The 24,403-nt window shown below is 74.9% G+C and carries 27 protein-coding genes and 1 riboswitch; of the genes, 7 read left to right on the top strand and 20 right to left on the bottom strand.

Annotated features, from left to right (window positions below; translation table 11 throughout):
* Positions 1–7: 7 nt before the first annotated feature.
* From ACQPZO_RS01275 to ACQPZO_RS01290, 4 genes are read right to left on the bottom strand one after another with little or no spacing between them, the layout of a single operon-like run.
* A complete protein-coding gene (locus ACQPZO_RS01275) occupies positions 8–961 on the bottom strand; it encodes a MerR family transcriptional regulator (RefSeq protein WP_433346259.1) in 954 nt (317 codons plus the stop codon).
* Positions 951–1,571: an isopentenyl-diphosphate Delta-isomerase gene (gene idi, locus ACQPZO_RS01280; protein ID WP_433346261.1), complete on the bottom strand. Its 621-nt coding sequence runs from the start codon at positions 1,569–1,571 to the stop codon at positions 951–953. The genes ACQPZO_RS01275 and idi overlap by 11 nt, the downstream gene beginning before the upstream one ends.
* Before the next feature lie 55 nt (positions 1,572–1,626).
* Positions 1,627–3,108, bottom strand: a complete 1,482-nt coding sequence (crtI, locus tag ACQPZO_RS01285; protein WP_433346263.1) for a phytoene desaturase family protein — start codon at positions 3,106–3,108, stop codon at positions 1,627–1,629.
* A gap of 28 nt (positions 3,109–3,136) precedes the next feature.
* Positions 3,137–4,291, bottom strand: coding sequence for a polyprenyl synthetase family protein (locus ACQPZO_RS01290; RefSeq protein ID WP_433346265.1), 1,155 nt, complete (start codon positions 4,289–4,291; stop codon positions 3,137–3,139).
* A gap of 66 nt (positions 4,292–4,357) precedes the next feature.
* Between ACQPZO_RS01290 and ACQPZO_RS01295 the strand changes: the two genes are divergently transcribed.
* Complete coding sequence (locus tag ACQPZO_RS01295) at positions 4,358–5,281, top strand: phytoene/squalene synthase family protein (RefSeq protein ID WP_433346267.1); 924 nt, start codon at positions 4,358–4,360, stop codon at positions 5,279–5,281.
* Between the two features lie 16 nt (positions 5,282–5,297).
* Here the strand turns inward: ACQPZO_RS01295 and ACQPZO_RS01300 are convergent, their stop codons facing one another.
* Positions 5,298–6,362, bottom strand: a complete 1,065-nt coding sequence (locus tag ACQPZO_RS01300) for a serine hydrolase domain-containing protein (protein ID WP_433346269.1) — start codon at positions 6,360–6,362, stop codon at positions 5,298–5,300.
* A gap of 80 nt (positions 6,363–6,442) precedes the next feature.
* Here ACQPZO_RS01300 and ACQPZO_RS01305 point away from each other — a divergent pair, with 80 nt between their 5' ends.
* Positions 6,443–7,897: a dihydrolipoyl dehydrogenase family protein gene (locus ACQPZO_RS01305; protein ID WP_433346271.1), complete on the top strand. Its 1,455-nt coding sequence runs from the start codon at positions 6,443–6,445 to the stop codon at positions 7,895–7,897.
* Between the two features lie 87 nt (positions 7,898–7,984).
* Here ACQPZO_RS01305 and ACQPZO_RS01310 read toward each other — a convergent pair whose 3' ends face one another.
* A complete protein-coding gene (locus ACQPZO_RS01310; protein WP_433346273.1) occupies positions 7,985–8,752 on the bottom strand; it encodes a crotonase/enoyl-CoA hydratase family protein in 768 nt (255 codons plus the stop codon).
* A gap of 156 nt (positions 8,753–8,908) precedes the next feature.
* Positions 8,909–9,102, top strand: a riboswitch (cobalamin riboswitch).
* A 35-nt stretch (positions 9,103–9,137) separates the two neighbouring features.
* Here ACQPZO_RS01310 and bluB point away from each other — a divergent pair.
* The 3 genes from bluB (at position 9,138) to ACQPZO_RS01325 (ending at position 11,219) form a co-directional block, all read left to right on the top strand.
* Positions 9,138–9,782: a 5,6-dimethylbenzimidazole synthase gene (bluB, locus tag ACQPZO_RS01315; protein WP_433346275.1), complete on the top strand. Its 645-nt coding sequence runs from the start codon at positions 9,138–9,140 to the stop codon at positions 9,780–9,782.
* A gap of 68 nt (positions 9,783–9,850) precedes the next feature.
* A complete protein-coding gene (locus tag ACQPZO_RS01320) occupies positions 9,851–10,195 on the top strand; it encodes a hypothetical protein (RefSeq protein WP_433346277.1) in 345 nt (114 codons plus the stop codon).
* A gap of 172 nt (positions 10,196–10,367) precedes the next feature.
* The gene (locus ACQPZO_RS01325) at positions 10,368–11,219 is read left to right on the top strand and encodes a Rieske 2Fe-2S domain-containing protein (protein ID WP_433346279.1); all 852 of its coding nucleotides are present in this window, start codon (positions 10,368–10,370) and stop codon (positions 11,217–11,219) included.
* A 36-nt stretch (positions 11,220–11,255) separates the two neighbouring features.
* Here the strand turns inward: ACQPZO_RS01325 and ACQPZO_RS01330 are convergent, their stop codons facing one another.
* The 12 genes from ACQPZO_RS01330 to ACQPZO_RS01385 all read right to left on the bottom strand — a co-directional run bounded on the left by ACQPZO_RS01330 (position 11,256) and on the right by ACQPZO_RS01385 (position 20,598).
* Positions 11,256–12,425: a LysM peptidoglycan-binding domain-containing protein gene (locus ACQPZO_RS01330; protein ID WP_433346281.1), complete on the bottom strand. Its 1,170-nt coding sequence runs from the start codon at positions 12,423–12,425 to the stop codon at positions 11,256–11,258.
* A gap of 16 nt (positions 12,426–12,441) precedes the next feature.
* Positions 12,442–12,873 carry a hypothetical protein gene (locus tag ACQPZO_RS01335; protein WP_433346283.1) on the bottom strand — a complete coding sequence of 144 codons (432 nt, stop codon included), beginning with the start codon at positions 12,871–12,873 and terminating at the stop codon, positions 12,442–12,444.
* Positions 12,870–13,394, bottom strand: coding sequence for a TadE/TadG family type IV pilus assembly protein (locus tag ACQPZO_RS01340; protein ID WP_433350710.1), 525 nt, complete (start codon positions 13,392–13,394; stop codon positions 12,870–12,872). Before ACQPZO_RS01340 ends, ACQPZO_RS01335 begins: the two co-directional genes overlap by 4 nt.
* A complete protein-coding gene (locus ACQPZO_RS01345) occupies positions 13,391–13,801 on the bottom strand; it encodes a TadE/TadG family type IV pilus assembly protein (RefSeq protein ID WP_433350712.1) in 411 nt (136 codons plus the stop codon). Before ACQPZO_RS01345 ends, ACQPZO_RS01340 begins: the two co-directional genes overlap by 4 nt.
* A gap of 158 nt (positions 13,802–13,959) precedes the next feature.
* The gene (locus ACQPZO_RS01350; protein ID WP_433346285.1) at positions 13,960–14,175 is read right to left on the bottom strand and encodes a hypothetical protein; all 216 of its coding nucleotides are present in this window, start codon (positions 14,173–14,175) and stop codon (positions 13,960–13,962) included.
* 29 nt (positions 14,176–14,204) lie between these two features.
* Positions 14,205–15,074 (bottom strand): type II secretion system F family protein, encoded by an 870-nt coding sequence (locus ACQPZO_RS01355; protein WP_387021526.1) that lies wholly within the window; start codon positions 15,072–15,074, stop codon positions 14,205–14,207.
* A 46-nt stretch (positions 15,075–15,120) separates the two neighbouring features.
* Entirely contained in the window at positions 15,121–16,077 is a 957-nt protein-coding gene (locus ACQPZO_RS01360; RefSeq protein WP_433346287.1) for a type II secretion system F family protein, read from the bottom strand.
* The gene (locus ACQPZO_RS01365) at positions 16,026–17,582 is read right to left on the bottom strand and encodes a CpaF family protein (RefSeq protein WP_433346289.1); all 1,557 of its coding nucleotides are present in this window, start codon (positions 17,580–17,582) and stop codon (positions 16,026–16,028) included. The genes ACQPZO_RS01360 and ACQPZO_RS01365 overlap by 52 nt, the downstream gene beginning before the upstream one ends.
* Entirely contained in the window at positions 17,572–18,372 is an 801-nt protein-coding gene (locus ACQPZO_RS01370) for a ParA family protein (RefSeq protein WP_433346291.1), read from the bottom strand. Before ACQPZO_RS01370 ends, ACQPZO_RS01365 begins: the two co-directional genes overlap by 11 nt.
* A gap of 2 nt (positions 18,373–18,374) precedes the next feature.
* Positions 18,375–19,031, bottom strand: coding sequence for an SAF domain-containing protein (locus tag ACQPZO_RS01375; protein ID WP_433346293.1), 657 nt, complete (start codon positions 19,029–19,031; stop codon positions 18,375–18,377).
* The gene (locus tag ACQPZO_RS01380) at positions 19,028–19,945 is read right to left on the bottom strand and encodes a hypothetical protein (protein WP_433350714.1); all 918 of its coding nucleotides are present in this window, start codon (positions 19,943–19,945) and stop codon (positions 19,028–19,030) included. The genes ACQPZO_RS01375 and ACQPZO_RS01380 overlap by 4 nt, the downstream gene beginning before the upstream one ends.
* 86 nt (positions 19,946–20,031) lie before the next feature.
* Positions 20,032–20,598, bottom strand: a complete 567-nt coding sequence (locus ACQPZO_RS01385; RefSeq protein ID WP_433350715.1) for a hypothetical protein — start codon at positions 20,596–20,598, stop codon at positions 20,032–20,034.
* A gap of 599 nt (positions 20,599–21,197) precedes the next feature.
* Between ACQPZO_RS01385 and ACQPZO_RS01390 the strand changes: the two genes are divergently transcribed.
* A complete protein-coding gene (locus ACQPZO_RS01390) occupies positions 21,198–22,073 on the top strand; it encodes a prepilin peptidase (RefSeq protein ID WP_433346295.1) in 876 nt (291 codons plus the stop codon).
* A 14-nt stretch (positions 22,074–22,087) separates the two neighbouring features.
* On the opposite strand, the gene ACQPZO_RS01395 is transcribed toward ACQPZO_RS01390, so the two are convergent.
* Both ACQPZO_RS01395 and ACQPZO_RS01400 read right to left on the bottom strand, forming a co-directional pair.
* Complete coding sequence (locus ACQPZO_RS01395) at positions 22,088–22,714, bottom strand: phosphatase PAP2 family protein (protein WP_433346297.1); 627 nt, start codon at positions 22,712–22,714, stop codon at positions 22,088–22,090.
* 126 nt (positions 22,715–22,840) lie between these two features.
* A complete protein-coding gene (locus ACQPZO_RS01400; RefSeq protein WP_433346299.1) occupies positions 22,841–23,320 on the bottom strand; it encodes a hypothetical protein in 480 nt (159 codons plus the stop codon).
* Positions 23,321–23,593: 273 nt separating this feature from the next.
* Between ACQPZO_RS01400 and ACQPZO_RS01405 the strand changes: the two genes are divergently transcribed.
* Entirely contained in the window at positions 23,594–24,331 is a 738-nt protein-coding gene (locus tag ACQPZO_RS01405) for an SAM-dependent methyltransferase (protein ID WP_433350717.1), read from the top strand.
* Positions 24,332–24,403: the final 72 nt, after the last annotated feature.

The raw sequence follows: 24,403 nt of genomic DNA on the forward strand, positions 1-24,403 counted from the left end.
AGTGCGGTCAGTCTCCTGTCGGCCGGTCCAGGGAGTCGCGTACCGCGAGGGCCAGCGAGATCGCCTCGGCGAGGTCGACCGGGCGGACCACGCCGGCCGGCAGGGAGTCGGCCCACCAGCCCGGGCCGGCGGCCAGTACCAACAGGGGCCGGCGCGGGCTGGCCAGCAGCACGGTGAGCTGAGCCGGGTCGGCGGTGGCCCGGGTGTGCGACCAGACCACCACGGCGGCCGGCCCGGTGCGGTTGACCGCCTCGACCAGGGCCGCCGCCGGCACCCGGGCACCGAGCATCCGGTACGCCATGCCGGCCTCGGCCAGCGCGGCGGCCAGCGCCTCCAACGGCAGGGTGTGCTGCTCCTCGTCGGCGCAGGAGAGCAGGATCCGGGCCGGACCGGTGGCCGTCCCGACCCGCGGGACGGTGGCGAACGCCTCGGAGACGCATCGGGACACCAGGTGTTCCACCTCGATCAACCCGGCCGTGGCGGCGTGCCGCTCGCCGATGCCGACGAGCACCGGCCGCAGGAGCCTGTCCCAGGTGGCGACGACGCCGTCGGTGGCCAGGGCGCGGGCGATCGCCTCGCCGATCGCCACCGAATCCAGCCGCATGGCGGCCCGGGCCAGCCCACGGGCCGCCGGCCCGGCCCGGCCGACCGGGATGGCCTGGCCACCGCCGTCGCGGACCCCGACCGGGCGGACCTCGGCGAGGGCGCAGGTGGGCACCTCGCCGGCCGGTCCCGGTGCCTGCCGGGCCCATCGAGCCGCTTCGGCCGGGGTGACCCCCTCCGCGGTCAGCTTGCGCATGGTCTCCAGGCGCGCGAGGTCAGCCGCCGTGTACCGCCGGTGGTGGCCCGGCACGTGCTGGCTGGGGCCGAGTCCGTAACGCTGGTGCCAGGTGCGCAGCGTGGTGACCGCGACGCCCAGTCGGCGTGCCACGGCCCCCGCGCTCAGCGCCTCATCGGCCACCCGGCCGCTCCGACGCGTCGTCCGCCGGAAGGCCGGCTGGGGCCGTGCTGGGACCGGGGGAGCCCGCCGCCGGCCCGGAGGTACGCAGCAGGCGGTTCACCACCCCACCCAGCCAGGGTGCGTACGCGCGGGGGTCGACGTCCAGGTCGGTCTCCAGCGTTGCCGGGTCGACCCAGCGCAGCTCGGCCACCTCGTCCGGGTCGGGACGCAGGGGCGTGTCGGCCGGCACGTCGGCGCGCAGCACATGGTCGTACTCGAACTCGACCCGCCCGGTGGTGGGGTCCTCCGCGTAGTAGACGTACACCCCGACCTCGGTGAGGTCGACGGGCGCGGCGCCCAACTCCTCGCCCAGCCGCCGGTTGGCGGCCTCGACCAGCGATTCGCCCGGAGCCGGGTGGCCGCAGCACGAGTTGGCCCAGCGCAGCGGGAACCGGGTCTTGGCGGCGGCGCGGCGTTGCAGCAGCACCCGGCCGTCCGGGTCGACCAGCAGCACCGAGAAGGCCCGGTGCAGCCGGCCCGGCGGTTGGTGGGCGGCGGCCACCGAGGCCTCGCCGTGTGCCCGGCCGTCGTCGTCGACCAGCTCGACCAGGTGGCCCTCCCGGCCGCTCATCGGGCCGGCCTTTCGTTCGCGACTGCGGGACTCCGCTGCGCTGCGTTCCTCGCGCTCACCGGGCACCGCCTGTGATGCGGGCGGCGGCCAGCTTGCCGGAGATCAGGACCATCGGCACGCCGACTCCCGGCTGGGTGCCGGAGCCGACGAACACCACGTTGTCGAGCGTCCGGTGCAGGTTCGACGGGCGGAACGGGCCGGTCTGGAAGAGGCTGTGCGCCGACGCGAACGGGGTTCCGGCCGCCATGCCCTGCTCGGCCCACTCGGCCGGGGTGACCGCGCGCAGCACCTCGACGCCGTCGCCGAAGCCGACGTATCCGCGCTCCTCCAGGGTCTCGACGAGCTGGTCGGTGTAGCGGCGGGTCAGGTCACCGCGCCAGTCGAACGGGGCCCGGTCGAGGTTGGGCACCGGGGCGAGCACGTAGTAGGTGTGGCGGTCGGCCGGGGCGACCGACGGGTCGGTGCGGCTGGGATTGGTGACGAGCAGCGACGGGTCGGTCATCAGCTCCCCTCGCCGGATCACCTCGTCGAACGTGCCCTTCCAGGATCGTCCGAAGTGGATGTTGTGGTGGGCGATTTTCTCATAGCGCTGCCGCGAGCCGACGTGCAGCACCACGCAGGACGGCGAGTAGGTGAGCCGGCGCTGCCGGGCAGCGGGAAGCAGGTCCCGGTAGGCGACCGGCAGGTCGGGGTTGAGCACCACCACGTCGGCCGGGATGAACTCGCCGTCCGTGGTGAGCACGCCGGTCGCCCGGCCGTTCGCGGTCTCCACCCGGCTCACCGTGGTGCCGTACCGGATCTGCACACCGTGCTTCTCCGCCGCGCCGGCCATCCCCCGGGAGACCGCGTGGATACCGCCGCGTGGGAAGTAGACCCCGGCCACCGAGTCGAGGTACGCGATGACCGCGTAGATGGCCAGCGCGTCGTGCGGGGCGAGCCCGGCGTACATCGCCTGGAAGGAGAAGATCCGTTGGGTGCGCGGGTCCCGGAAGAACTGGCCGATCTTCGTCTGGAGCCGGCGGAACGCGCCGTTGGCCAGCAGCTTCAGCAGGTTGCCGGTGAGCAGGTCGGTCGGGGCGTCGAGGTTGCGCTCGATGAAGTCCGTTCGCTCCAGTCGCCACAGCTCCCGGGCGTAGTCGACGAAGCGTAGGTACCCGTCGGCCTCCCGGGGGCCGCAGACGGAGGCGATCTCGGCCGCCATCCGGGTGGTGTCGGTGATCACGTCCAGCGTCGAGCCGTCCGGGTAGTACGCCCGGTACGCCGGGTCCAGCGGCATCAGCTCGACCCAGTCGCCCAACTCCTCGCCGACCGCGCCGAGCGCCTCGTCGATCAGGTCGGGCATGGTGAGGACGGTCGGGCCGGTGTCGAACTCGTACCCGTCGACGCCGAGCCGCCCGGCCCGGCCGCCCGGCACCGGCTCACGCTCGACCACCGTCACCTGCCGGCCGCCGCCGGCCAGGTGCAGCGCGCAGGCCAGCCCGCCGAGCCCGGCGCCGACGACCACCACCTGGTCCGTACGTCCCGTCACGGTCCGCACGTGACCACCTCCTTCGAAATGTCGCTCATCATGCCCGCCGGTCGGTGGCGGCGGTGGCGAGGCCCGTCAGCGCGGTGCGCGCGGTCTCGTCGATCGGCGCGGCGTCCAGCGCGGCCAGCGCCTCGGCGACCCGGCCGGAGATCATCCGCTCGACCCGGGCGACCGCCCCGGTGTCGGCGACCAACTGGGCCAGCTGGGACACCTCCCGGGCTCCGGTGACCGCGCCGGCCCGGTCCAGCGCCCGCCGCTGCGCCGGGGTGGCGAACTGTCGGGCCAACATCAGCAGCGCGGTCGGCTTGCCGGTGCGCAGGTCGTCGCCGGCCGGCTTGCCGGTGGCCACCGGGTCGCCGTAGACCCCGAGCAGGTCGTCGCGGAGCTGGAACGCCTCGCCGACGGCCAGGCCGTAGCGGGTGTACGCGGCGGTCAGTGGCGCGTCGGCGCCGGCGCCGGCCAGGCAGGCGCCGAAGAGTAGTGGCCGCTGGACGGTGTAGCTGGCCGTCTTGTAGCGGGCCACCCGCAGCGCCCGGTCCACCGACCAGTTCGCCGCGTCGTTCTCGCCCAGGACGTCGAGGTACTGTCCGGCGATCGTCTCGACCCGCATCCGGTCGTAGCAGTGCCGGACGTCGAGCAGTCGCGCCGGCGGCACGGCGGCGCGGGACATCAGCCGGTCGGCCCAGACCATGCAGAGGTCGCCGATGAGCACGGCCACCGCCTCGCCGAACCGGTCGGGGTCGCCGGCGTGCCCGGCGGCGACGTGCCGGGCGGCGGCGGCCCGGTGCGCGGTCGGCCGGCCGCGCCGGGTGTCGGAGGCGTCCATCACGTCGTCGTGCACGAGCGCGAACGTGTGCAGCAGTTCCAGGGCCGCCAGCGCCGGCAGCACCGTCTGGAGCGGCTCGTCGCCGCCCGCGCCGCCCCGCCACCCCCAGTACGCGAAGGTCGGGCGGACCCGCTTGCCGCCGGCCAGCACGCAGTCGCGCGCGGTCGAGGCGAAGCCGCCCATCGCCGCGTCGATCTCGGTGAGCGAGGCGACCTCGGCGGCCAGGAACGTCGTGAGGGTGTCGTCCACCCCTCGGGCCAGGTCGTTGGCGAACGCGGCCAGCACGCTGCGGACCGGATCGTCCGTCGCTTCCGGCTTTGCCGGTGCGACGCGGAGGGTGTCACCCGCAACTGCGTCGTTGGCCATGTGGGCGAGCGTACCCTAGGGTTACGAGTTGCGTCGATTCCTGCGTCGATAGTCCGAGGAGGGCCAGTGGACACCGACCTCGCCGCCGCCTATGGCCGCTGCCGTGACCTGCACAAACATCATGGCCGTACCTACTATCTCGCCACCCGGCTGCTTCCCGCCTGGAAACGGCGACACGTGCACGCCCTGTACGGATTCACCCGGTACGCCGACGAGATCGTCGACCGCACCGAGGACCTGCCGCCCGCCGAGCGGTCCGCCCGGCTCGACGACTGGGCGGCCCGTTTCCTGGCCGGGCTGCACGGCGCCCCGGTCGACGACCCGCTGCTGCCCGCCGTGCTGCACACCATCGCCGTCTTCGACCTCGACCGGTCCGACTTCGCGTCGTTTCTGCGCAGCATGGCGATGGACCTGACGGTCACCGCGTACCCGACCTACGGCGACCTGCTCGACTACATGGAGGGCTCGGCCGCCGTCATCGGCACCATGATGCTGCCGATCCTCGGCAGCTCCGACCCCGCCGCCGCCCGGGAGCCGGCCCGCCAGCTCGGCCTCGCCTTCCAGCTCACCAACTTCATCCGGGACGTGGCCGAGGACCTGACGCGCGGCCGGACGTACCTGCCGGACGAGGACCTGGCCAAGTTCGACGTCACCCGCGGGGACCTGTACGCCGCCGCCGCCCGCCGCCGCAGCAGCCCGAAGATCCGCGAGCTGATCGAGTACGAGGTGACCCGCGCCCAGACCCACTACGAGGCCGCCGCCCCGGGCGTCACCCTGCTCTCGCCCGCCTCGCAGGCCTGTATGCGGACCGCGTACGTGCTCTACGGCGGCATCCTCGACGAGGTGGCCGCCCAGGACTACGACGTGTTCAGCCGGCGGGCGCTGGTGCCCCGGCGGCGCCGGATGGCCGTCGCCGGACGGGCCATACTCACCCCGGCCGGCACCCCGGTCGTTATTCCCGGGCCGGGGCTGGCGGTCGGCCGGACCTGAGCCCCGGCGCGCCTCCTCACAGGCAGGAGTGCAGGGCCTCCACCAGCTCGTCGACCCGGTCGTGGTCGGCGAGCCGGGCGGTGGCGTACGCGAACGTGTAGCCCCGTTCCGGGTCGGCCCAGGCGCTGCTGCCGCCGATCCCGCCCATGCCCCAGCTCCCGTCCGGCTCCCGCTGCATGCCCAGCGTCCAGCAGGCCCGGCGGTCCAGCACCAGGTCCGGGCCGTCGTACTGGGTCCGGGTCGCCTCGGCGACCAGGTCCGGGCCGAACAGGCGCACCCCGTCCAGGACGCCGCCGGCCAGCAGACCGGCGTAGAGGCGGGCCAGGGCGGCGGCGGTGCCGTGCAGGTTCACCGCCGGCACCTCCGCGCCCCGCCACAGCGGGCTGTTCAGCACCGCCAGGTCCAGCCCGCCCGCCGGGTTGCCCAGCGCCCGGGCCCGCAGCGACCCCGGCTCGCCCAGCGCCTGGGCCGGCCAACCCGGATCGGCGTACGACAGCTCGGCGCACCGCCGCTGGTCCGCCGCGCCCAGGCCGAAGGCCAGGTCGAGCCGCCACGGGCCGGCGATCTCCTCGGCCAGGAACCGGCCCACCGGCCGCCCGTCCACCCGCCGCACCAGCTCGCCCACCAGGTGCCCGTACGTCCAGGCGTGCTCGCCCGCGACCGTCCCCGGCTCCCACTGCGGCTCGGCGGCGGCCAGGTCGGCGCAGAGCAGGTCCCAGTCGGCGACCGCCCCGGCCGGGCGGGGCACCGGAAACGCCGGCAGCCCGGCGGTGTGGCTGAGCACCTGCCGGACGGTGGCCGGGGCGCGGAACCCCGGCCAGTGGTCGGCGACCGGGTCGTCGAGGTCGAGCCGGCCCCGGTCGACCAGCGCCAGCAGGCACAGCGCGGCCACCGGCTTGCCGACCGAGTACACGTTGACCAGGGTGTCCGGAACCCACTGCCGACCCGGCCGGCCGGCGCCGGCGACGAGGTCGACGACCGGCCGGCCGTCGTACCAGACGGCGAGGCCGGCCCCCGTCTCCCGGCCGGCGGAGAACAGGTCGTGGAAGCAGTCCCGGACCGGGCCGAAGTGTGGGCGCATCCGGCCACGGTAGGGGAACCCGCGGGCGCCGACACGGCGACACGATGCGGTGCGGTGGCGCGGTGCGGAATGCTGGCGGCATGGTGGAACCGGAACCGGAACTGGTGGACGTGGTCGTGGTCGGGCTCGGCGTCGGCGGCGAGGAGGTGGCCGGGCGCCTCGCCGAGGCGGGTCTCGACGTCGTCGGCATCGAGCGGAGCCTCGTCGGCGGGGAGTGCCCCTACTGGGGGTGCATCCCGAGCAAGATGATGATCCGGGCGGCGAACGCGGTCGCCGAGGCCCGGCGGGTCAACGAGTTCGCCGGCACGGCCCAGGTCCAGCCGGACTGGGCGCCGGTGGCGAAGCGGATCCGCGCGGAGGCCACCGACACCTGGGACGACCGGGTCGCAGTGGAACGGTTCACCGGCAAGGGCGGCCGGTTCGTGCGCGGCAGCGGCCGGCTCGACGGCCCCGGCCGGGTACGCGTCGGCGACCAGGTCTTCCAGGCCCGGCACGGGATCGTGCTCGGCACCGGCACCCGGCCCTCCGTGCCACCGATCGCCGGGCTCGCCGACACCCCGTACTGGACGAACCACCAGGCCGTCGAGGTCGAGGAGCTGCCTGGGTCGCTGCTCGTGCTCGGCGGCGGCGCGATCGGGCTGGAGCTGGCCCAGGTCTTCGCCCGGTTCGGGGTGGCGGTGACAGTGGTCGAGGCGGCGGACCGGGTGCTCGCCGTCGAGGAGCCCGAGGCGTCCGAGGTGGCCGCCGCAGCGTTGCGCGCGGACGGGGTGCGGATCTCCACCGGGGTGAAGGCCGAACGGGTCGACCACGACGGGCGGGCGTTCACCCTGGGCGCGGCCGGTGGCGTCGAACTCACCGCCGAGAAGCTGCTGGTGGTGACCGGCCGGCGGGCGCACCTCGACGAGCTGGGGCTGGACGGCGTCGGGGTGGACCCGTCCCAGCGGTACCTCGCCGTCGACGACCGGATGCGTGCCGCCGAGGGCCTCTGGGCGGTCGGCGACCTGACCGGCGAGGGCGCGTTCACCCACATCGCCATGTACCAGGCGGCCATCGTGGTCGCCGACGTGCTCGACCACGTCCGGCGGGCGCGGTCCGGCCCGGACGCCAGCGGCACCGCCAGCGCGGTCGGCGGCGCGGCGAGCACGGCGGGAGCCGGGATCGCCGGCGGCGTGCCGCACGCCGACTACCGGGCGCTGCCCCGGGTCACCTTCACCGACCCCGAGGTGGGCGCGGTCGGGCTGACCGAGCGGCAGGCCCGCGAGCGCGGCATCAACGTGCAGGTCGGCGTGAGTCAGCTCGGCTCGTCCACCCGGGGCTGGATCCACCGGGCCGACGGACTGATCAAGCTGGTCGCCGACGCCGACCGGGGCGTCCTGGTCGGCGCGACCTCGGTCGGCCCGGCCGGCGGCGAGGTGCTGTCGGGCCTGGTGGTGGCGGTGCACGCGGCGGTCCCGCTGACCCAGCTCCGGAACATGATCTACGCGTATCCGACGTTCCACCGCGCCATCGAGGACGCCCTGCGCAACCTGAGGTAGGCCGCCGCCGGTTCCCTGATCGTCCGACGCGCACGGGTCGTGCCGGGTGCGGTGCGGACGGTCAGGGGGCGGGTGCGGTGCGGACGGTCAGGGAGCCGCGGGTGCGCCGTGCCGGCCGGCGCCCGCGGCGAAGCGGGCCGCACCCGCCGCCGCGTCGGCCGCCAGCGACTCCGCGCCGTGGGCCAGCTCGACCGCGAAGGCCTCCGGCTCGGTCAGGTTGGCGCCGGCCAGCACCGCCGCCCGGTCGTTGCGCAGGCAGGTCTGCGGGTGGCGGGCGATCCCGGCGGCCAGCCGCTCGGCCTCCACCCGGGCCTCACCCGGCGCGACCAGCCGGTTCACCAGACCCATCGCGTACGCCTCCTCGGCCGGCACCGGTCGGCCGGTGAGGATCAGGTCCATCGCCCGGCTCTCGCCGATCAGCCTGGGCAGCCGGAAGGTCCCCCCGTCGACCAGCGGCACCCCCCAGCGCCGGCAGAAGACCCCGAGCACCGCGTCGGACTCGGCCACCCGCAGGTCGCACCAGAGGGCCAGTTCCAGCCCGCCGGCCACGGCGTACCCGGAGATCGCCGCGATCACCGGCTTGGACAGTCGCATCCGTGTCGGGCCCATCGGACCGTCGCCGTCGGGCTCGACCCGGTTGCCGCCGGGGGTGCCGATCGCCTTTAGGTCCGCCCCGGCGCAGAACGTCCCGCCCGCCCCCCAGAGCACGGCCACCGCCGCCTCCGGGTCGGCGTCGAAGGTGCGGAACGCGTCGGCCAGGGCCCGGGCGGTCAACCCGTCGACGGCGTTGCGGGCCGCCGGCCGATCCAGGATCACCGTGGTCACGGCCCCGGCGCTTTCGACCCGTACCCCCATCGGCGTCCCTCCCGGTCGGACGGCTCGACCCTCGGCCGTGCCCTCGGGGCGGTGGCGGCCACCCCCGACATCGACCGTAGTGGCCCGCCCGTCCCGACGGCGCACGGGCGGAGCCGGGCCGGCCGCCACCGGACGGCGCGCTAGCATCGGCGGCGGCACGATCATGCGAGGTGTCCCGCAGTTGCGGGGAGAATCGGGAAGCCGGTGGGAACCCGGCACGGGCCCGCCGCGGTGACCGGGGAGCCGCCGTCCACGCGCGTCACGCGCAGCCACTGGCCGCACGGCTGGGAAGGCGGACGGTCGGGCGTCGATCCGGGAGTCCGAAGACCGACCTCGCGTCTGGTGCTCACCCACAGGGTGGGCCGAGCGCAGCGGGAGCCTGCCTGTGGACATGTACGACGCCATCCACCGCCGCCGGGATGTCCGGGCCGAGTTCACCGGGGGGCCGGTGCCGACGGACACCCTGCACCGGATCCTCGACGCGGCACACGCCGCGCCCAGCGTCGGCTACTCGCAGCCGTGGGACTTCGTCCTGGTCCGGGACGCGGGGACCCGCAGCCGGTTCCACGAGCACGTACGGGCCGAACGGGACACGTTCGCCGCCACCCTCGACGGCGAGGCGGCCGAGCGGTTTTCCCGGATCAAGATCGACGGAGTGCTGGAGTCGACCCTGTCGATCGTGGTCACCTACGACCCGACACGGGGTGGCCCGGGCGTCCTCGGGCGGCACGCCATCGCCGACGCCGGGCTCTACTCGGTTTGCCTGGCCATCCAGAACCTGTGGCTCGCCGCCACCGCCGAAGGGCTCGGCGTCGGCTGGGTCTCCTTCTTCCGGGAGCCGTTCCTGGCCGGGCTGCTCGGCATCCCGGACGGCATCCGGCCGGTGGCGTGGCTCTGCCTCGGACCGGTCACCCACCTGGCGACCGTGCCGGACCTGGAACGGCACGGGTGGCGGCGGAAGCGACCCCTCGCCGAGGCGGTGCACCACGACCGTTGGGCGGCAACCGACCGGCGAACGGATGATTCATGAACCTCGATTACTGAGATAGCGTGACGTTCACTCTAAGTCCTTGACCCGCTACGCTCGGGAGGATCTTCATGCGTGCCACCGTCAGGGTCCTGCTCGCCTCCGTTCTCACCACCCTCGGCCTGACCGCCATCGTCGCCACCCCGGCCCTGGCCAGCGCCCCCGCGCCCTTCTGCGAGTCCGGCGCGTCGCAGTTCTACTGCGACGCCACCAGCACCGGCACGACGACCTGGACGGTCACCTGGTACTCCGGCAGCGTTGGTACCTTCACGACCGCCGGACCGACCCTCTTCGCCGGCTGCCCCTTCTCCAACATCGGCCTGCCGGTGCGGGTCAGCTACAGCTACTTCGACGGCAGCACCACCCAGTACAGCGACACCGGTAGGTTCACCTGCCGCAGCGGCCCCTGGCAGTAGCCGCGCAGCCGGCCCGGTCCGGCGGCGAGGGCTCCCGTCGCCGCCCGGGCAGGTGACGTGCGGGTGCGGCGGCGGTGCCGGCCGCGTCCCCGGACTGCCGGTCGACACCTACGGCGGCAGGCTCGTCACCGCCGACCGGTTTGCGACCGCTTCTGCCGGGAAGTCGGACGGGATGCGGGCACTCTTGACGAGAATCGAACAGAATTCGGCGCTGGACCGGGTCGGGGACCGGTTGCAGCGCGCCGTCCAGGCCACCATCCGCCCGCAGCGGGTACGCGACCTGCTGCACGGCGTCTTCCTCGGGCATCCGCTGCACCCGGCGCTGGTGCAGGTGCCGGTGGGCGCCTGGATCAGCGCCGCCGTGCTGGACCTCATGCCCGGTCAGCGTCGGGCGGCCACCACGCTGGTCGGGCTGGGCACGGTCGGCGCCCTCCCGGCGGCGGTCGCCGGGCTGAACGACTGGGCGGCCCTCACCCGGGACCAGCGCCGGGTCGGTCTGGTGCACGCCGCCTCCAACACCGTCGGCCTGGCCCTGTACGCGGGCTCGCTGGCCGCCCGGCTGAGTGGGCGGCACGGGACCGGGCGGGCGCTGGCGTACCTCGGGCTGACCGCGGCGAGCGCGGGGGCGTACGTCGGGGGGCACCTGGCGTACAAGCAGGGTGCCCAGGTCAACCAGAGCGTGTCCGAGCTGCACCGGATCAGCGAGGGCTGGCACCCGCTGGCAGACCTGGCCGGGCTGCCGCAGCGGAAGCTGGTCACCCGCGAGGTGGACGACGTCTCGGTCATCCTCTACCGGCACGGCGACGAGGTCACCGTGATGCTGGAGCACTGCCCGCACCAGGGCGGTCCGCTCGGCGAGGGCGAGGTCGCCGAGATCGACGGGCACGCCTGCGTGGTCTGCCCGTGGCACGGCAGCGCGTTCCGGCTCAACGGCGGCGAGGTCATGCACGGGCCGTCCGGGAACGACCAGCAGATCCTGCCGACCCGGGTGGTCGACGGGGTGTTGCAGGCCCGGCTGCCCTGAGCGTTCCCGCGCCGGCCGTCGACCCGCTCTCCGGCGTCAGTTCCGGCGGTGCCGACCGGAGACCAGGGCCCGCGCGCCGGCAGCGGCCCGGGCGATGCCCGGCCGGCGGCGCAGCCCGAGGACCGCGCCGATCTGCGCCCCGACGATGCTGGCCACGGCGAGCACCGCCGAGACCGCGAGCGGACGGTTCACCTGGTCCTCCTCGCTCGCCCGGGACGCCCCGGCGGCCATCGCCGGCTGCGGCCCGGAGGGCGGCTGGGCCACCTGCTGACTGCTGCGGGTCGACTCGGCCGACGGCTGGGCGGCCGACGGCGCGGGTGCCGGGCGGCTGGCCTGCGGCGTCGCGGGTGGCGTCGCCGGGGTCGCCGGAGCTTCGGCGGCCGGCGGGGTGGCCGGGGTCGCCGGCGGGGGAGTGACCGCGCCGCCGGGGGCGGGGGCCGTGGGCCGGACCACCAGCCGGCCGGTGGCGTGCGTACGGGCCCCGGCGTCGCCCGCGCCGTCGGGCAGCCTGATGAGCTGCCCCGGGCGGATCCGGTCCGGGTCGTGCAGCCGGTTCAGTTTCGCCACGTCCCGGTACCGGTCGAAGTCGTCGAGGTAGCGCTCGGCGACCTCGCCCAGGTAGTCGCCCTTCGCCACCCGGTACACCGTCGGCTCCACCGGCTCGGGTAGCTGGGCCGCCGTGGTGACCACGACCGGCGGCGCCGTCGGCGCGCCGACCGGGAGCGTCGCGGTCACCGGGCGCGCCGCCGGCACCGCCGCGGCGACGGCCGGCTGTGCCCCCGTCGGGTACGGGCCGGCCAGCACCGTCGCCGCGCTGGCCGCAGCCGGGCTCGCCGCGATGATCAGGGCCACCGACCCGACCAGCGCCGCTGCGGCCCGCTGCTGCCGGCTGATCCCGGGCAGCCGGGGTGCCGGCCGGCGCAGCGACTGCGCGCCCAACTCCACGAGCACAGAGAAGGCGAAGGTGGCCCAGCCGAACCAGCCGACCAGGGCCAGCGCCCGCAGGAACAGTTGGCCGTCGTCCCGGCTGGTCAGCGTGACGCCGATCTCGGCGAGGGTGGGTACGTGGTCGGGGAGCGGGTTGCCGGCGAACGCGATCAGCGCCACCGGCCCCCCGACCAGCACCGCGATCAGCACGACCAGCGCGCCGAACCCGGTGAGGACCTGTCCGGTCCGCCGTGCGGCGGAGCGACCCGGTGCGGCCATGGCGTTCCTTCCCTTCCTACGGGTCCTCGGTGAGGGCCCGCGCGGTGGCCTCACCGGAGACGGTGACGGTGTTGCCGAAGCCGAAGAAGCCGAGCATGTACCGGTCGTAGGTGACCGTGACGTGCACCCGGACGAGGGTCTCCCCGCCGACGACCGGGAACTCGACGGAGGAGGCGGTCACGTCCGCCGCGGCGAGGTAGCTGTTCACCGCGGCCCTGGCGGCCACCTGGTCGATCACCTTGGGCCCGCCCTCGATGGCCTTCGCCCGGTCGATGGCCTGCCCGCCGGTCCGGGCCGCCTCCGCGGCCAGGTTGTCGGCCCGCTGCATGGACCTCAGCTGACCGGCGCCGTCGAAGGCCAGCCCGATGATCGCGAGGACGCCGATCATCCCCGCCGCGAGGAACAGGCTGACCCGGCCGTCGTCGCCGCGGAGCCGGCGGGCGGTCACGACCTGCTCCGGTAGCGGTCCAGCGGGGAGGTGAAGGCGGCCGAGATCGTCCGGTTGGTCGGCATCGCCGGCAGCAGCGACAGGTCGATGTCGGCGAAGGAGACCGTGCAGGCCACCCGCACGGTGACGGCGGCGGGCTCGCCGGGATCGCTGGCGAAGGCCTCGTCGAAGCTGACCGCATCGCCGTCGACCGAGCCGCTGAAGGTGAGCGTCGGCTCGCCGGCGCAGTTCGCCCGCTGCCAGTCGAGCTGGTTGCTCGCGGCGGCCAGGGCCTGCTGCCGGGCGGTGGTGGCGTTCCGGGAGATGGAGGCGGCCCGGGCGGCATCGTGCGCCGCCGACTCGATCGCCTCCTGGGCGATCGCCGTACGCCCGGCCACGCCGGCCAGCACGAGCAGCGCGAGGAACGCCGGGGCGAGCACGGCCACCTCGACGGCGACCGAACCGCGTTCGTCTCGCCGCGGTCGGCGCCGGAGTCGGCGTCGGTCGCCGGCCGGCACGTCACGTCTGCGCACGCCGCTCATCCCGTCGTCCACCGTTCGACCGTGCCGTGGGCGGTCTGCCGCACCGGGAAGCTCACCCAGGGGACGACCGACAGGGCGGTGCCGGTCACCGTGCAGGTCACCTCGGTGGCGGCCGTCACGCAGTCGGGCCCCGGCGAGTCCCAGCCGACCAGCCAGTCACCGGCCGAGGTGAGGAAGTCGGTCGCCCGCTGTTCCCCGGCGCCGTCGGGAGCCTGAAGGACGCGCTGGGCGTTGACCGCGCTCTGCGCGGCGTTCAGCGCGGTGGCCCGGGCGACGAACCAGGCGGCGGCCTGGATCGAGGCGAAGAGCAGCACCAGGATCGCCGGCATCACGACGGCCAGCTCCACCGGGTTGGCGCCCCGCTCGGCCGGGCCGTCGGCGAGTCTCCGCCGCGCCCCGGCCAGCAGCCCCCGGGACGCCTCTCCGGGTGGCTGCCGTAGGCCGTCGCGCGCCCGCCCGCCCGGTTGCCGCCGTACGCCGTCGCGCGCCTGCCCCGGTGCGCGCAGTCCGGTGGGCCGGTCGGCGGGTGCCGACCGACTCCGGTCCGCGCGGGCGGGGCGGCCCGTCACGGTTTCGGGGCCTGCGGGGCGGTGTTGCCCGGGATGGCGTCCATCCAGTCTCTGGCCTTGGCCAGGGCGAGGCCGGTGACCGCCATGGCGACCGCGACCAGGCCGAAGATGATCACGGCGGTCGGCACCGGACTGTCGCCGCGCTCGCCGTCGCGGCGCAGCTCGGCCAGCCGCGTCGTCAACGCGATGTGCAGATAGGCGATGAGGTGCATGACGTGCTCCTTCGAACTGGGGAGGGGTTTCACAACCGGGCGAGGAACGGGTAGACGGCGAAGCCGAGCAGCACGAAGACCAGCAGCGAGCCGGGGATGTCCAGCCGGCTGGTGACCGCCTCGGCCCGGGCCAGGTTGTCGGTGCGGATCTGGTCGCGCAGCGAGTCGGCCCGGCTGCGCAGCGTCTCGTGCACCTGCGCGCCCTCGCTGCCGGCCGAGCGCATGATCGCCCCGACGTCGCCCAACTCCGGGATGCCGATCTTCTCGGCCAACTCGCGCAGCTCGTCCCAGGGCGAGTGCATCTGCATCTGGGCGATCCGCAGCGACTCCCGGATCCGGTCGAAGACCCAGCCGTCGCAGACCGCCGCGGCCCGCTCCAGGGCCTGCACCGGGCCGTGCGCGGCGGAGAGCTGCAACGCCACCAGGTCCAAATAGGTGCAGACCGCCTGGCGGAACTCGTCCCGGGCGGCGTCCGCGCGGGTCAGCACGCTGCGGTGCGCCACCAGGGCGGCGACCAACGCCATCCCCAGGCTTCCCAGCAGCGGTACGAACACCGGCACGGACACCCCGCCGAGGAAGAGCACCGCACCGGCCAGGGTCGGGGTGACCAGGCCGACCAGCGCGGAGAGCAGCAGGGACAGGGCGTACTGCTCCGGGGTGCGGTCGATCAGGGCGAGCTGCCGGTGCGGCGGACGCAGCCAGCGAGCCAGCCCGCCGACCCAGTCGAGGCGTTGCGCACCGCTCGCGGCGGTCCGGCCGGTGCCCGGCGGCTGGTGCAACCGGCGCAGCGCGGGGCCGAGCGCCGGTGCGGCCGGCAGCGCCTCCCGGACCACCAGGAAGACCCCGAGCCCCACCGCCGCACCACCGCAGACGGCGACGGTGAGCTGCCAGTTGAGGATCACCGGTACCGCCTTTCGTTCGCGACTGCGGGGACCGCAGGCTCACTCACGCGATCGCCTCCGTGGGGTCGGGGGCGGGCAGGAACCGGGCCGGCCGGGGCGGCTGGCTCATCGCCCGCACCCAGGCCAGCAGCCCGATGAACGACCCGCCGAGCACGGCCATCACGAGCTGCCCCACCGGCGTGCCGTACGGGCGGACGTACTCGGTGTTGACCAGGCCGTACGCCAGGGTCAGCAGGGTCATCCCGGTGAGGAACCGGACCGCGAACCGCGGCTGGGTGCGCTTGGCCTCGATCTCCCGGCGGGTGGCCACCTCGGCGCCGGCCGCGCTCGCGATGGAGCCCAGCACGTCGCCGAGCCGCTCCCCCCGGTCGGTCAGGTGCAGGATCAGCGCTGCCACCACCTGGTCGCAGACCGGGTCCCCGATCTCGTCGGCGAACGCGAGCAGGGCCGTGCGGGCCTGCCAGCCGGCCTGGAGCCGGGCGGCGAGCGTCCGTACCTCCTCCGCGATCTCCTCGGGCACGGTGGCGATGGTGCCGAGGATGGCCTGCTGGAGGCCCTGGCCCGTGGACGAGACGTCCTTGAGCCGGCGGGTCCACTCGCCGACCGCCTCGATCCGGGAGATGGCCCGCTGCTCGGCGCGGCCGACCGCGAACAGCCACGGCGCGCCGGGCACCGCCACGGCGACCAGCAGGCCGACCACCGGCAGCCCGGTGAGCAGGAACGCCAGCGCGCCGCCGAGCACCGCGCCACCGATCAGCACCTGGTGGTTGCGCTGCTCCCGGGCGGTGGTGCCGGAGCCGAGCCAGAGTCGGCGCAGCCCGCCACCCGGGCCCGCGCCCGGAGCCGGGCCGGCGGGCCGGGTGGTGCCGACCAGCGCCACCACCGCCAGCACCAGGCCGGCCACGCACGCCGCGCCGGACACCACGGCGATCAGCTCGATGTTCGGGGTCACCGGGTCACCGGCCTGACGCCGAGCCGGGTATGCCGGGGACGCTGCCACGCCCCGGCCCCGGCCTCGATCCACCGACCCAGCAGCCGGGCGTCGTAGCCCACCCGCAGGAGTTGGTCGCGGACGCGTTCGGGCAGGTGCCGGGGGACGGCCCGGCCGTCCGGCCCCGGACCGAAGACGCTGGTGGTGGTGATCCGGCTGCCCTCGCCGACCCCGATCACCTCCTCCACGTGGGAGACGAAGCGATACTTGCGGCCACCGATCGCGGTCTCGTCCTCGACGGTGACGTAGACGATCAGGTCGAGGGCGTTGCCGGCCATCCGGCGCGCCTGGTCGACGGTCATCTCCCGGCCGTGCGACAGCGCCAGCTCGACGATCCGCTCGCCCACCCCGCTCGGGCTGCGGGCGTGGATGGTGCACATCGATCCGCGGCTGGTGGTCATCGCCTGGAGCATCGGCACGATCTCCCGGGAGCGCACCTCGCCGACGATGATCCGCAGCACGCCCATCCGCAGCGACACCGGGATCAGGTCGGCGATGCTCACCTCGCCGGCCGGGCGGCCGTCCAGCCCGCGTTCGCCGTGTCCCTCCCGGGCCTCGAAGCTCATCACCGCCCGGTGCTTGTGCCCCCGGCGGGCGGGCAGCAGTTCCCGGCTCTCCTCCAGCAGCACGTACGGCTCGTCGGCCGGGATCTCGTCCATCAGCGCCCGGATGACGGTGGTCTTCCCCGCCCCGGCCAGCCCGGCGACCATGATGTTCAGCCCGGCCCGCATGGATGCCCGCAGGAAGTCGCGCAGCAGCGGGTCGATCATCTCGTCCAGGTCGCCCCGGCTGCCGGCGATGTCGTCGAGACTCACCTCGAGGGTGTTGTGCTTGCGGATCACCGCGTACGGGCGGTGGCTGACCAGGAACACGGCGGCCAGCCGGCTGCCGTCGGGCAGTTGCAGGTCCAGGGTGGGCTTCGAGGTGGACAGGGACCGCTCGGTCGCCCCCGCCCGGCGGGCCGCCGCCTGCAGGATCTCCACCAGCTCGTCGTCGCTGTCGGCGATCGGGTCGGCCCAGTCGACCCCGCCGCCGTGCCGGGTGATGCGCACCTGGTCGCAGCCGAGGATGTGCACCTCCTCGATGGTGTCGTCGACCAGCAGCGTCTGGAGCCGCCCGAGGCCGACCAGTTCGGCGGTCACCTGGTCGAGCAGCAGCCGCTCCTCCCCGGCGGGCATCGGGGTGCCGGCCCGGCGGACCGCGTCGGCGTACTCGGCGACCACCGCGACGGCAAGGCGGGCCCGCTCGACGTCCTCGGCGTCGGCGTCGAACTCCCGGCCGCGCTGCCACAGCGTGAGCCGTTCGCTCAGCTCCCGACGCAGCTCCCGGACCACGGCGAAGTCGACCCGGGGCCGGGGCGGCGTCGGCGCGACGGTCGGCGGCGGGGCGGGGCCCACCGGCGGGACCGGTTGCTGGTGCCGCCCGTTCGGGGCCGGCGGCAGCGGCGGCGCGATGGAGGTCGCACCCTGCTGCTGCGGGACCCGGGGGTCGTGCGACACCGGCTCAAACCGCATCCGGCACCCCTTGGGCGGCCGGCCAGGTCAGCCGGGCCCGGCGGCGGTCCAGCAGCGCCCGGATCGGCACCTCCAGGGCGCCGGCCGCGCGCATCAGCGGCCGGCCGGCCCGCACGGTGCCGCCGAGGGTGAGCACCTCCGCGGTACGCGGGTCCTCCGGCAGCCGGGCGATCACCGGAAGCCGCAGCGCCTTGCTGATCTCGCCGCGCCCGTGACCGTCGCCGATCGGCAGCAGCCGCAGCGTGCCGGGCGGCACCCGGTGCTCGGTGAAGTCCCGCTCGATCGCCCGGATCATGGACCGGGTGGCGGACAGGTCGGGCAGCTTCGCCCGGGTGACCAGGAGGACCACGGCGGCGGCGCGCAGGATCGGCCACGGCGGGCCGGCCACCTGGAGCCGCCCGCAGTCGACGAGCACGTCGTACGGGAGCTGGCCGCGTTCCAGGTCGAGGAAGAAGTCGGCGAACCGGTGCCAGAGCGGGGTGACACTGCCGGCCTGCGCCGGGTCGACGACACCGGGCAGCAGCAGCCGCTCCCGGCGGGGCGCGTCGAGGTCGACGAGCTGGGACCAGAACGCGGACTCCAGGCTCCCGTCGCGCAGCTCCCCGACGGCCAGCTCGCCGATGCCCCGGGGGCCGTCCAGCGCCCCGCCGAGGTAGCCGGCGAGGACCGACCCGCCGGACGGGTCGCACTCGGCGAGCACCAGCCGCCGGTGCCAGGTCAGGGCGCAGGCCAGCGCGGTCGTGGTGACGCCGGGTGAGCCCTTCGCCGAGACCAGCGCGATGATCGCCATGGTCAGGCCGCCCCGGTCAGCACGACCGCGATCCGGTCCTGGGCGGCCAGCGCCACGATGGCCGGCACGTCCCGGGCGGTGAGCGCCACGTAGACCACGACGCTGCTGCTGCTCGGCGTGGCCGTGTCGATCACGGTGGCCTCGAACCGGGTGCTGCCGCCGCTCTGCCCGTTGGCGTTGCGGTTCGGGGTGCTGACCAGCAGCACCCGGTCGCCGGGGTGCAGCCGCTTCGCCGGCACCTGGCCGGGGGAGAGGTCGAGGGAGATCTGCTGCTGGCCGGGGCCGAGCAGCGGGTCGTCGGTGAGCTGGGCGGGGGTGAGCAGGGTGCCCGGGGCCAGTGCGACGGCCGCCCGCTTGCCGACCACCTCGTTGAGCTGTCCCGCCGGCACCGGCCGCAGTCCCTGCCCGCCGGCCACCTGCACGGTGACCAGGTCGTCGGCGCTGAGCGTCCGGCCCACCTCCACCGGCCGGGCCACCGCGAGGTAGCTGCCGGTGGCCCGGACGGAGGTGACCGCGAACGCCGCGCCGAGGCCGCCGAGGGCGATCAGCAGCACCGCGAGGCCGAGCAGGCCGGGGCGGACCCGGCGCTGCCGGAGCACCTTGGGCGGGGCGATGGGGGCGTCCACCGGCCCTGTGCCGTTGCGCGTCGCCAGACTCACCGGGTCACCACCTGAAGCTCGTCGATCTCGATCTGGACCGTGCCGCTGGTCCGGGTCTGGGGGATGTCGCCGCTCTGGCCTCCGCCGGACCAGTGCACGTTCCAGAAGGTGGTGGCGCTGACCTCGTACGTGTCGGCCCTGGTGTAGCCGCTGTCGTAGCCGCAGTCGGGGGAGGGCTGGCCGGCCTGCGGGCCGTCCGCCTCGTACGGGGTGCCGGGGACGGTGCAGGTGACCGGGTCGTCGTCGTTGTCCATGTCCCAGACGATCCGGTTCACCTGGGCGGTGATGGTCACCGTCAGTCCTCGGTCGGAGGCCGAGGCGGTCAGCGGGCCGAAGTAGTCGGCACCCGGGCTGGCCCACATCCACACCGGCAGGCCGACCAGGCCGGCGCCCTTGCTCTTGCGCGGGGCGACTGCCGCCCGGGGCGGGAGCAGCGAGATCGAGGCGAGCGCGCGGCGGGCCAGTTCCTCCGGGTCGGGCGGGGCGCCGTAGCCGGGCGGCGGGGCGTCCAACAGCTCCGGGCGCTGGCTGCCGATGTCCCCGCCCTTACAGGTGAGCCAGTACCACTGCTTGCCCTCGGGGGTGCCCGGCCGCTGCGGCTGCTCCAGTTTGTAGTAGCAGCCGTCGCCGTTGTTGAACCACCCGAAGACGTTGTCGTAGCAGGGGATGACCTTGCCGCCCCACTGGCACTTGCCGGCCGGCCCGTCGTCGTTGCCGCCCCCGCCGCCGGGGTTCCCGCCCCCGCCGCCCGGGGTGCCCGGGTCGTCGTCCCAGATGTTGCAGTCGTTCTGGCCGACGGGGCACTCCACCCCGCCACCCCGGGCCGCCGCCGCGACGGGGGCGGTGGGCGGGGCCGCCGCGACCGCGAGCACGAGGGCCAGGCCGATCCCGGCGAGCAGTCGTCCGGGCCGCAGGTTACGGAGCCGGCGGTGGGCGGACCGTGGACGTACCGCCGGTGCGTCGCGCCGGCCCGGGGCCGCGCCGGCCTGTCCGTCCCGGGTCAGCACGGCTGGTCCTCGTGGGCGGCACCGGAGCTGATCAGCCAGCGGCCGTCCGCATACCGGGTGGCCGTCGCGGTGGCCAGGTGCCGTCCGCCGCCCGAGCCGGGCACCACCTTCTTCGTCTTCGTGTAGACCAGCCGGTAGCCGGTGGCGTCCACACAGTCCTGGATCTCCACGGTGGCCGGGACGCCGTCCAGGCTCACGGAGGTGACGGTGGGATCGGAAACGAGCGTTCCGGTACGCATGGCACCGTGCTCCTTCGCGTCGCGAATTGCCAGTCGGACCCGGGTCAGCAATGGATCTGCCAGGAACCTGGTCAGTTCCGGGTGGAACGGATCGCTGCGCCGGTTCGCCGTTCGGGACGCCGCGAGATATCCGGAATAGGCGGTGAGCGCCGATTCTCGGGCCGCCCGTTCCTCGGCCGCCGAATGGCTCTGGGTCGTCTTTGGTGCCGCCGACAAGGGCTGCGCCGTGGTCTCGGGTTCCGCGCCGCAGGCGGCGACCGGTCCGATCACCAGGACCGCGACCAGGAAGATCGCCCATCGGCCGGGGTGCTGTGTTCGCAACGCCGCCCCTCCTTGCTGGCGATCCGGCCAGGCGGCGCGCCGACCGCCCCCGGGCGTGCGGCAACGCGGCTGGATGATGTCATCCGGATCCTGCTGCGCCACCACGGTATTCGCCTGTGCTGATCTTAGAAAAGCCGTGAATCGATGTCCTCGCGTTGCCTCCGACGCCGCTTGCGGGGTTGCGCCGTACTCAAGGGGCGAGCATAAGCTGACGCCTGCCGATGCAACAGAGGTAATTCATGCGAACACTCTCAGTGATGGGCGGGTGGTGGTGGGGGATGGCGCGTGCGGGGCCGGACATCGCGGGTCGGGGCCGCCCTCGGATGGCACCATGACGGCCGTGACATCGGCTGCGGGTGCGGGGTGCGCGGTCCTTTCGGCCGGTCAGCCGGCCCGCTCCGGAAGGTTGGGTCCGAAATGCCCGCAGGTCAGGGTGCCTACCGTGCCCGTCCGGCCGCCCCGCCGGCCGCGCGGCCCCGCTGGGCCGTGGCGGGGTGTGACCGGGTCGGATTCGGCGTCATCCGCTACACGAGGGCGAGCCGGAAGTGACTCACCGTGTTCTCCCCGACCCGGCCGCCCGGCCGGCCCGGGAGCCGGGCATGCCCGCTGACCCCCCGTCCCGGCCGCTCGCGGCACCCGTCGAGCCGGTCGAGCCGGTCGTGCCCAAGCCGGTCGTGCCCGAGCCGGTCGTGCCCAAGCCGGTCGTGCCCGAGCCGGTCGAGCCGGGGACTCGCGCCCAGTCGCGAGGGCGGCCGTGGGCGCGACTGGCGGCGGTCCTGGCCGTCGCCCCGGTGCTCCGCCTCGCGGTCGCCCGGTACGCCGTACCGCCCGGGGCGCCGGACCGGACGGCCTGCCCGACCTGCGGCACGCCGCTCGCGCTCGACCGGCCCTGGCCGGCGCTCGGGCCGGCGGCCCGCTGCCCGGCCTGCCGGTCCCGGGTCGGCGCGCCGCCCGGCACGGTCGAGGTCGCCGTGCTCGCGGCGCTGGCGGTGCTCGTGTCGGCGGGCGGGACGCCGGGCGAGTGGGCGGCCCTGGCCTGGTGGCTCGGCTGGGCGGTGCCGCTGGTCTTCGTCGACGCGGCCGTGCACCGGCTGCCGGACCGGCTCACCTGGCCGGCGGCCGTCGGGGTCCAGGTGCTGCTCGGGGTGGCCGCGCTGGCCGCCGCCGGGCCCGCTCCCTGGCTGCGGGCGGCGGCGGCCGGGGTCGGTTTGGCGCTCTGCTTCGCCGCCACCACCCTGGTGCTCGGGCGGCGCGGCTTCGGCCTCGGCGACGCCAAGCTGGCGCTCGGGGTGGGCGCGCTGCTCGGCTGGTACGGCTGGCCGGTCCTGGTGCTCGGGGTGCTGGTGACGTTCACGCTCTCCGCGCTGACCAGCCTGGCGCTGCTGCTGGCCCGCCGGGTCCGCTGGTCCAGCCACCTGCCCTTCGGTCCGTTCCTGGTGCTCGGCGCGGTCGTCAGCCTGCTCCTCGTCCGCTGACCAGGGTCCCTCCGTCAGCGGCCCCGGCTGGCGTCGGCCACCGGGCGGTCGGCCCGGCGTTCCCGGCGGCGCAGCACCTCCGCGACCGGCCGGGCCAGCAGCGGGGTGCCGACGGTGGCCACCAGCGCGCCGAGGAGCAGGCCGGCGGCCACGTCGTGCGGGTAGTGCACGCCGACGAAGGTGCGGGAGAACGCGGCCAGCACGGCCAGTGGGACCGCGTACCAGGCGAGTCGGGGGGAGAGCAGCAGGATCACGGCGGCCAGCGCGCCCGCGATCGTCGAGTGGTTGCTCGGGAAGGACCAGTCGCCCACGGGTGGGCACTGCCCGGCGACGATCACCAGGTCGGCCGTGGTGCGGCAGGGGCGCTCCTGGTCAACCACCGTCTTGAGCAGCTCGCTACCGCCGTACGCGAGGACGACCGCGACCGGCGCGGCCAGGGCGAGCGCGAGGCTGCGCGGCCCGGCACCCAGCCTCGGCAGGGCCGCCGCCACGAACAGGAGCCCGAGCAGGATGATCGACCACTCGGTGAAATGCGCGGCGAACCACTGCACCGAAGTGGGCGTGCCGTCCGCGAAGTCGACGATGTCGCGGTACCAGTCGACGCTGAACTGCGGAACATCCGACAAGAAACCGTCAATCATGCCTCAACCTACCAAGTGTTCATCTTCCGTCCACCTGATCACACGGTAGGCGACCGAGCCGGAATCCCGCACCGGACGAACGTCAGGTGGCCGCCACGACCAAGGTCGTACGAGCCCGGGGCAGCTTCACGACTGGCCGGGCGCCGGCCGGGGCAGGCCGCCCGACATCCGCTCGACGACCTCCTCCAGCGCCTCGAAGGCGTACGCCCAGTTGTGGCACTTGAAGCTGCGCAGCCCGTCGATGGGCGTCCGGCAGTCGGAGCAGTGCACGCCGGTGATCGCGTCCGGCACCTCCGTGTTGACGTACCGGCGGTCGCCGAGGATCACCCGGGCGATCATCGCCGGGTCGTGTACGCCGTGCAGCGCCGACGAGACGATGTCGAGCCAGGTCATCCGCCGACCGCACTTCGGGCAGTCCGGCTCGTCGCCGCTGACCCACAGGGGCGCCCCGATGCTGCGCGCCGGCATCCCGAGCAGCTTCTCGATCCGGCGGACGTCATGCTCCGGCGTCACCCAGCGTTGCCGGCCGGGCAGCGAGGCCGGTGAGTCGTACACGGCGCGGAACAGCACGGGGTCGACCTCGACGGTCTCTCGCTGACGGGTCATCGCGTACCTCCTCGACCTGGCGGCGCCGGCCCTGCCGGCGTCGCAGCCCCACCGTCACCGCGGACCGACGACGGATACAACCGGATCAACGACACGCGGGGTCGATGGCGGTCGTGCGGAGTGCTAGACATTCAGGACGCGAACCGAGCTGCCCCATGGAGGGACATCGTGACCAGCGACCCGGCGCCGACCGCACCCGGCGCGGGAAAGAGCGACGCCACCAGCGCCGGGACGGCCGGGTCGGACGTCGAGAACCGGCCGAACGTCGCCCGGATGTACGACTACTACCTGGGCGGCTGCCACAACTTCGCCGCCGACCGGGCCGCCGCCCGGCAGCTGCTGGAGATCTTCCCGGACACCGGCGTAGCCGCCCAGACCAACCGCGCGTTCCTGCGTCGCGCCGTCCGGTACGCCGCCGAGCAGGGCGTGCGGCAGTTCCTCGACATCGGTGCGGGGCTGCCCACCCAGGGCAACGTGCACGAGGTCGTGCAGTCCGTGGCCCCCGACGCGCGGGTCGTCTACGTCGACTACGACGAGGTCGCCGTCGCGTACGCCCGGCGGTTGCTCGGCGACGCGACCCGCACGGTCGTGGTCCGGGGCGACCTGCGCCGGCCGGACGAGCTGCTGAACCACCCCGGCGTGACCGCGTTGATCGACTTCACCCGCCCGGTCGCCGTGCTGCTGGTGGCGGTGCTGCACTTCGTGCCGGACGCCGAGGACCCGTACGCGGCGGTCGCCCGGCTGCGCGACGCCACCGCCCCCGGCAGCCAACTCCTGCTGTCCCACCTGACGCTCGACGGCGCCCCGCCGCTGCCCGCGCAGCGGGGCCGGGCCGTCTACCAGCAGAGCACCGCCCCGCTGGTGCCCCGCACCCGCGCCGACATCCTTAGGTTCTTCGACGGGTACGACCTGATCGAGCCGGGCCTGGCCTGGCTGGCCGACTGGCGGCCCGACGGCGAGCCGCGGGACGGGGTGTCGCACGGCTTCGGCGGGGTGGGCGTCCGCCCCTGAAGCCGTGCGGCCGGGACAACCGGCACGTCGGCTGGCACCCCCCGGGCGCGGCGGGTCAGGGGCGGCGGATCG

This window comes from Micromonospora sp. CA-111912 (assembly GCF_050948415.1).
Taxonomy (GTDB): domain Bacteria; phylum Actinomycetota; class Actinomycetes; order Mycobacteriales; family Micromonosporaceae; genus Micromonospora.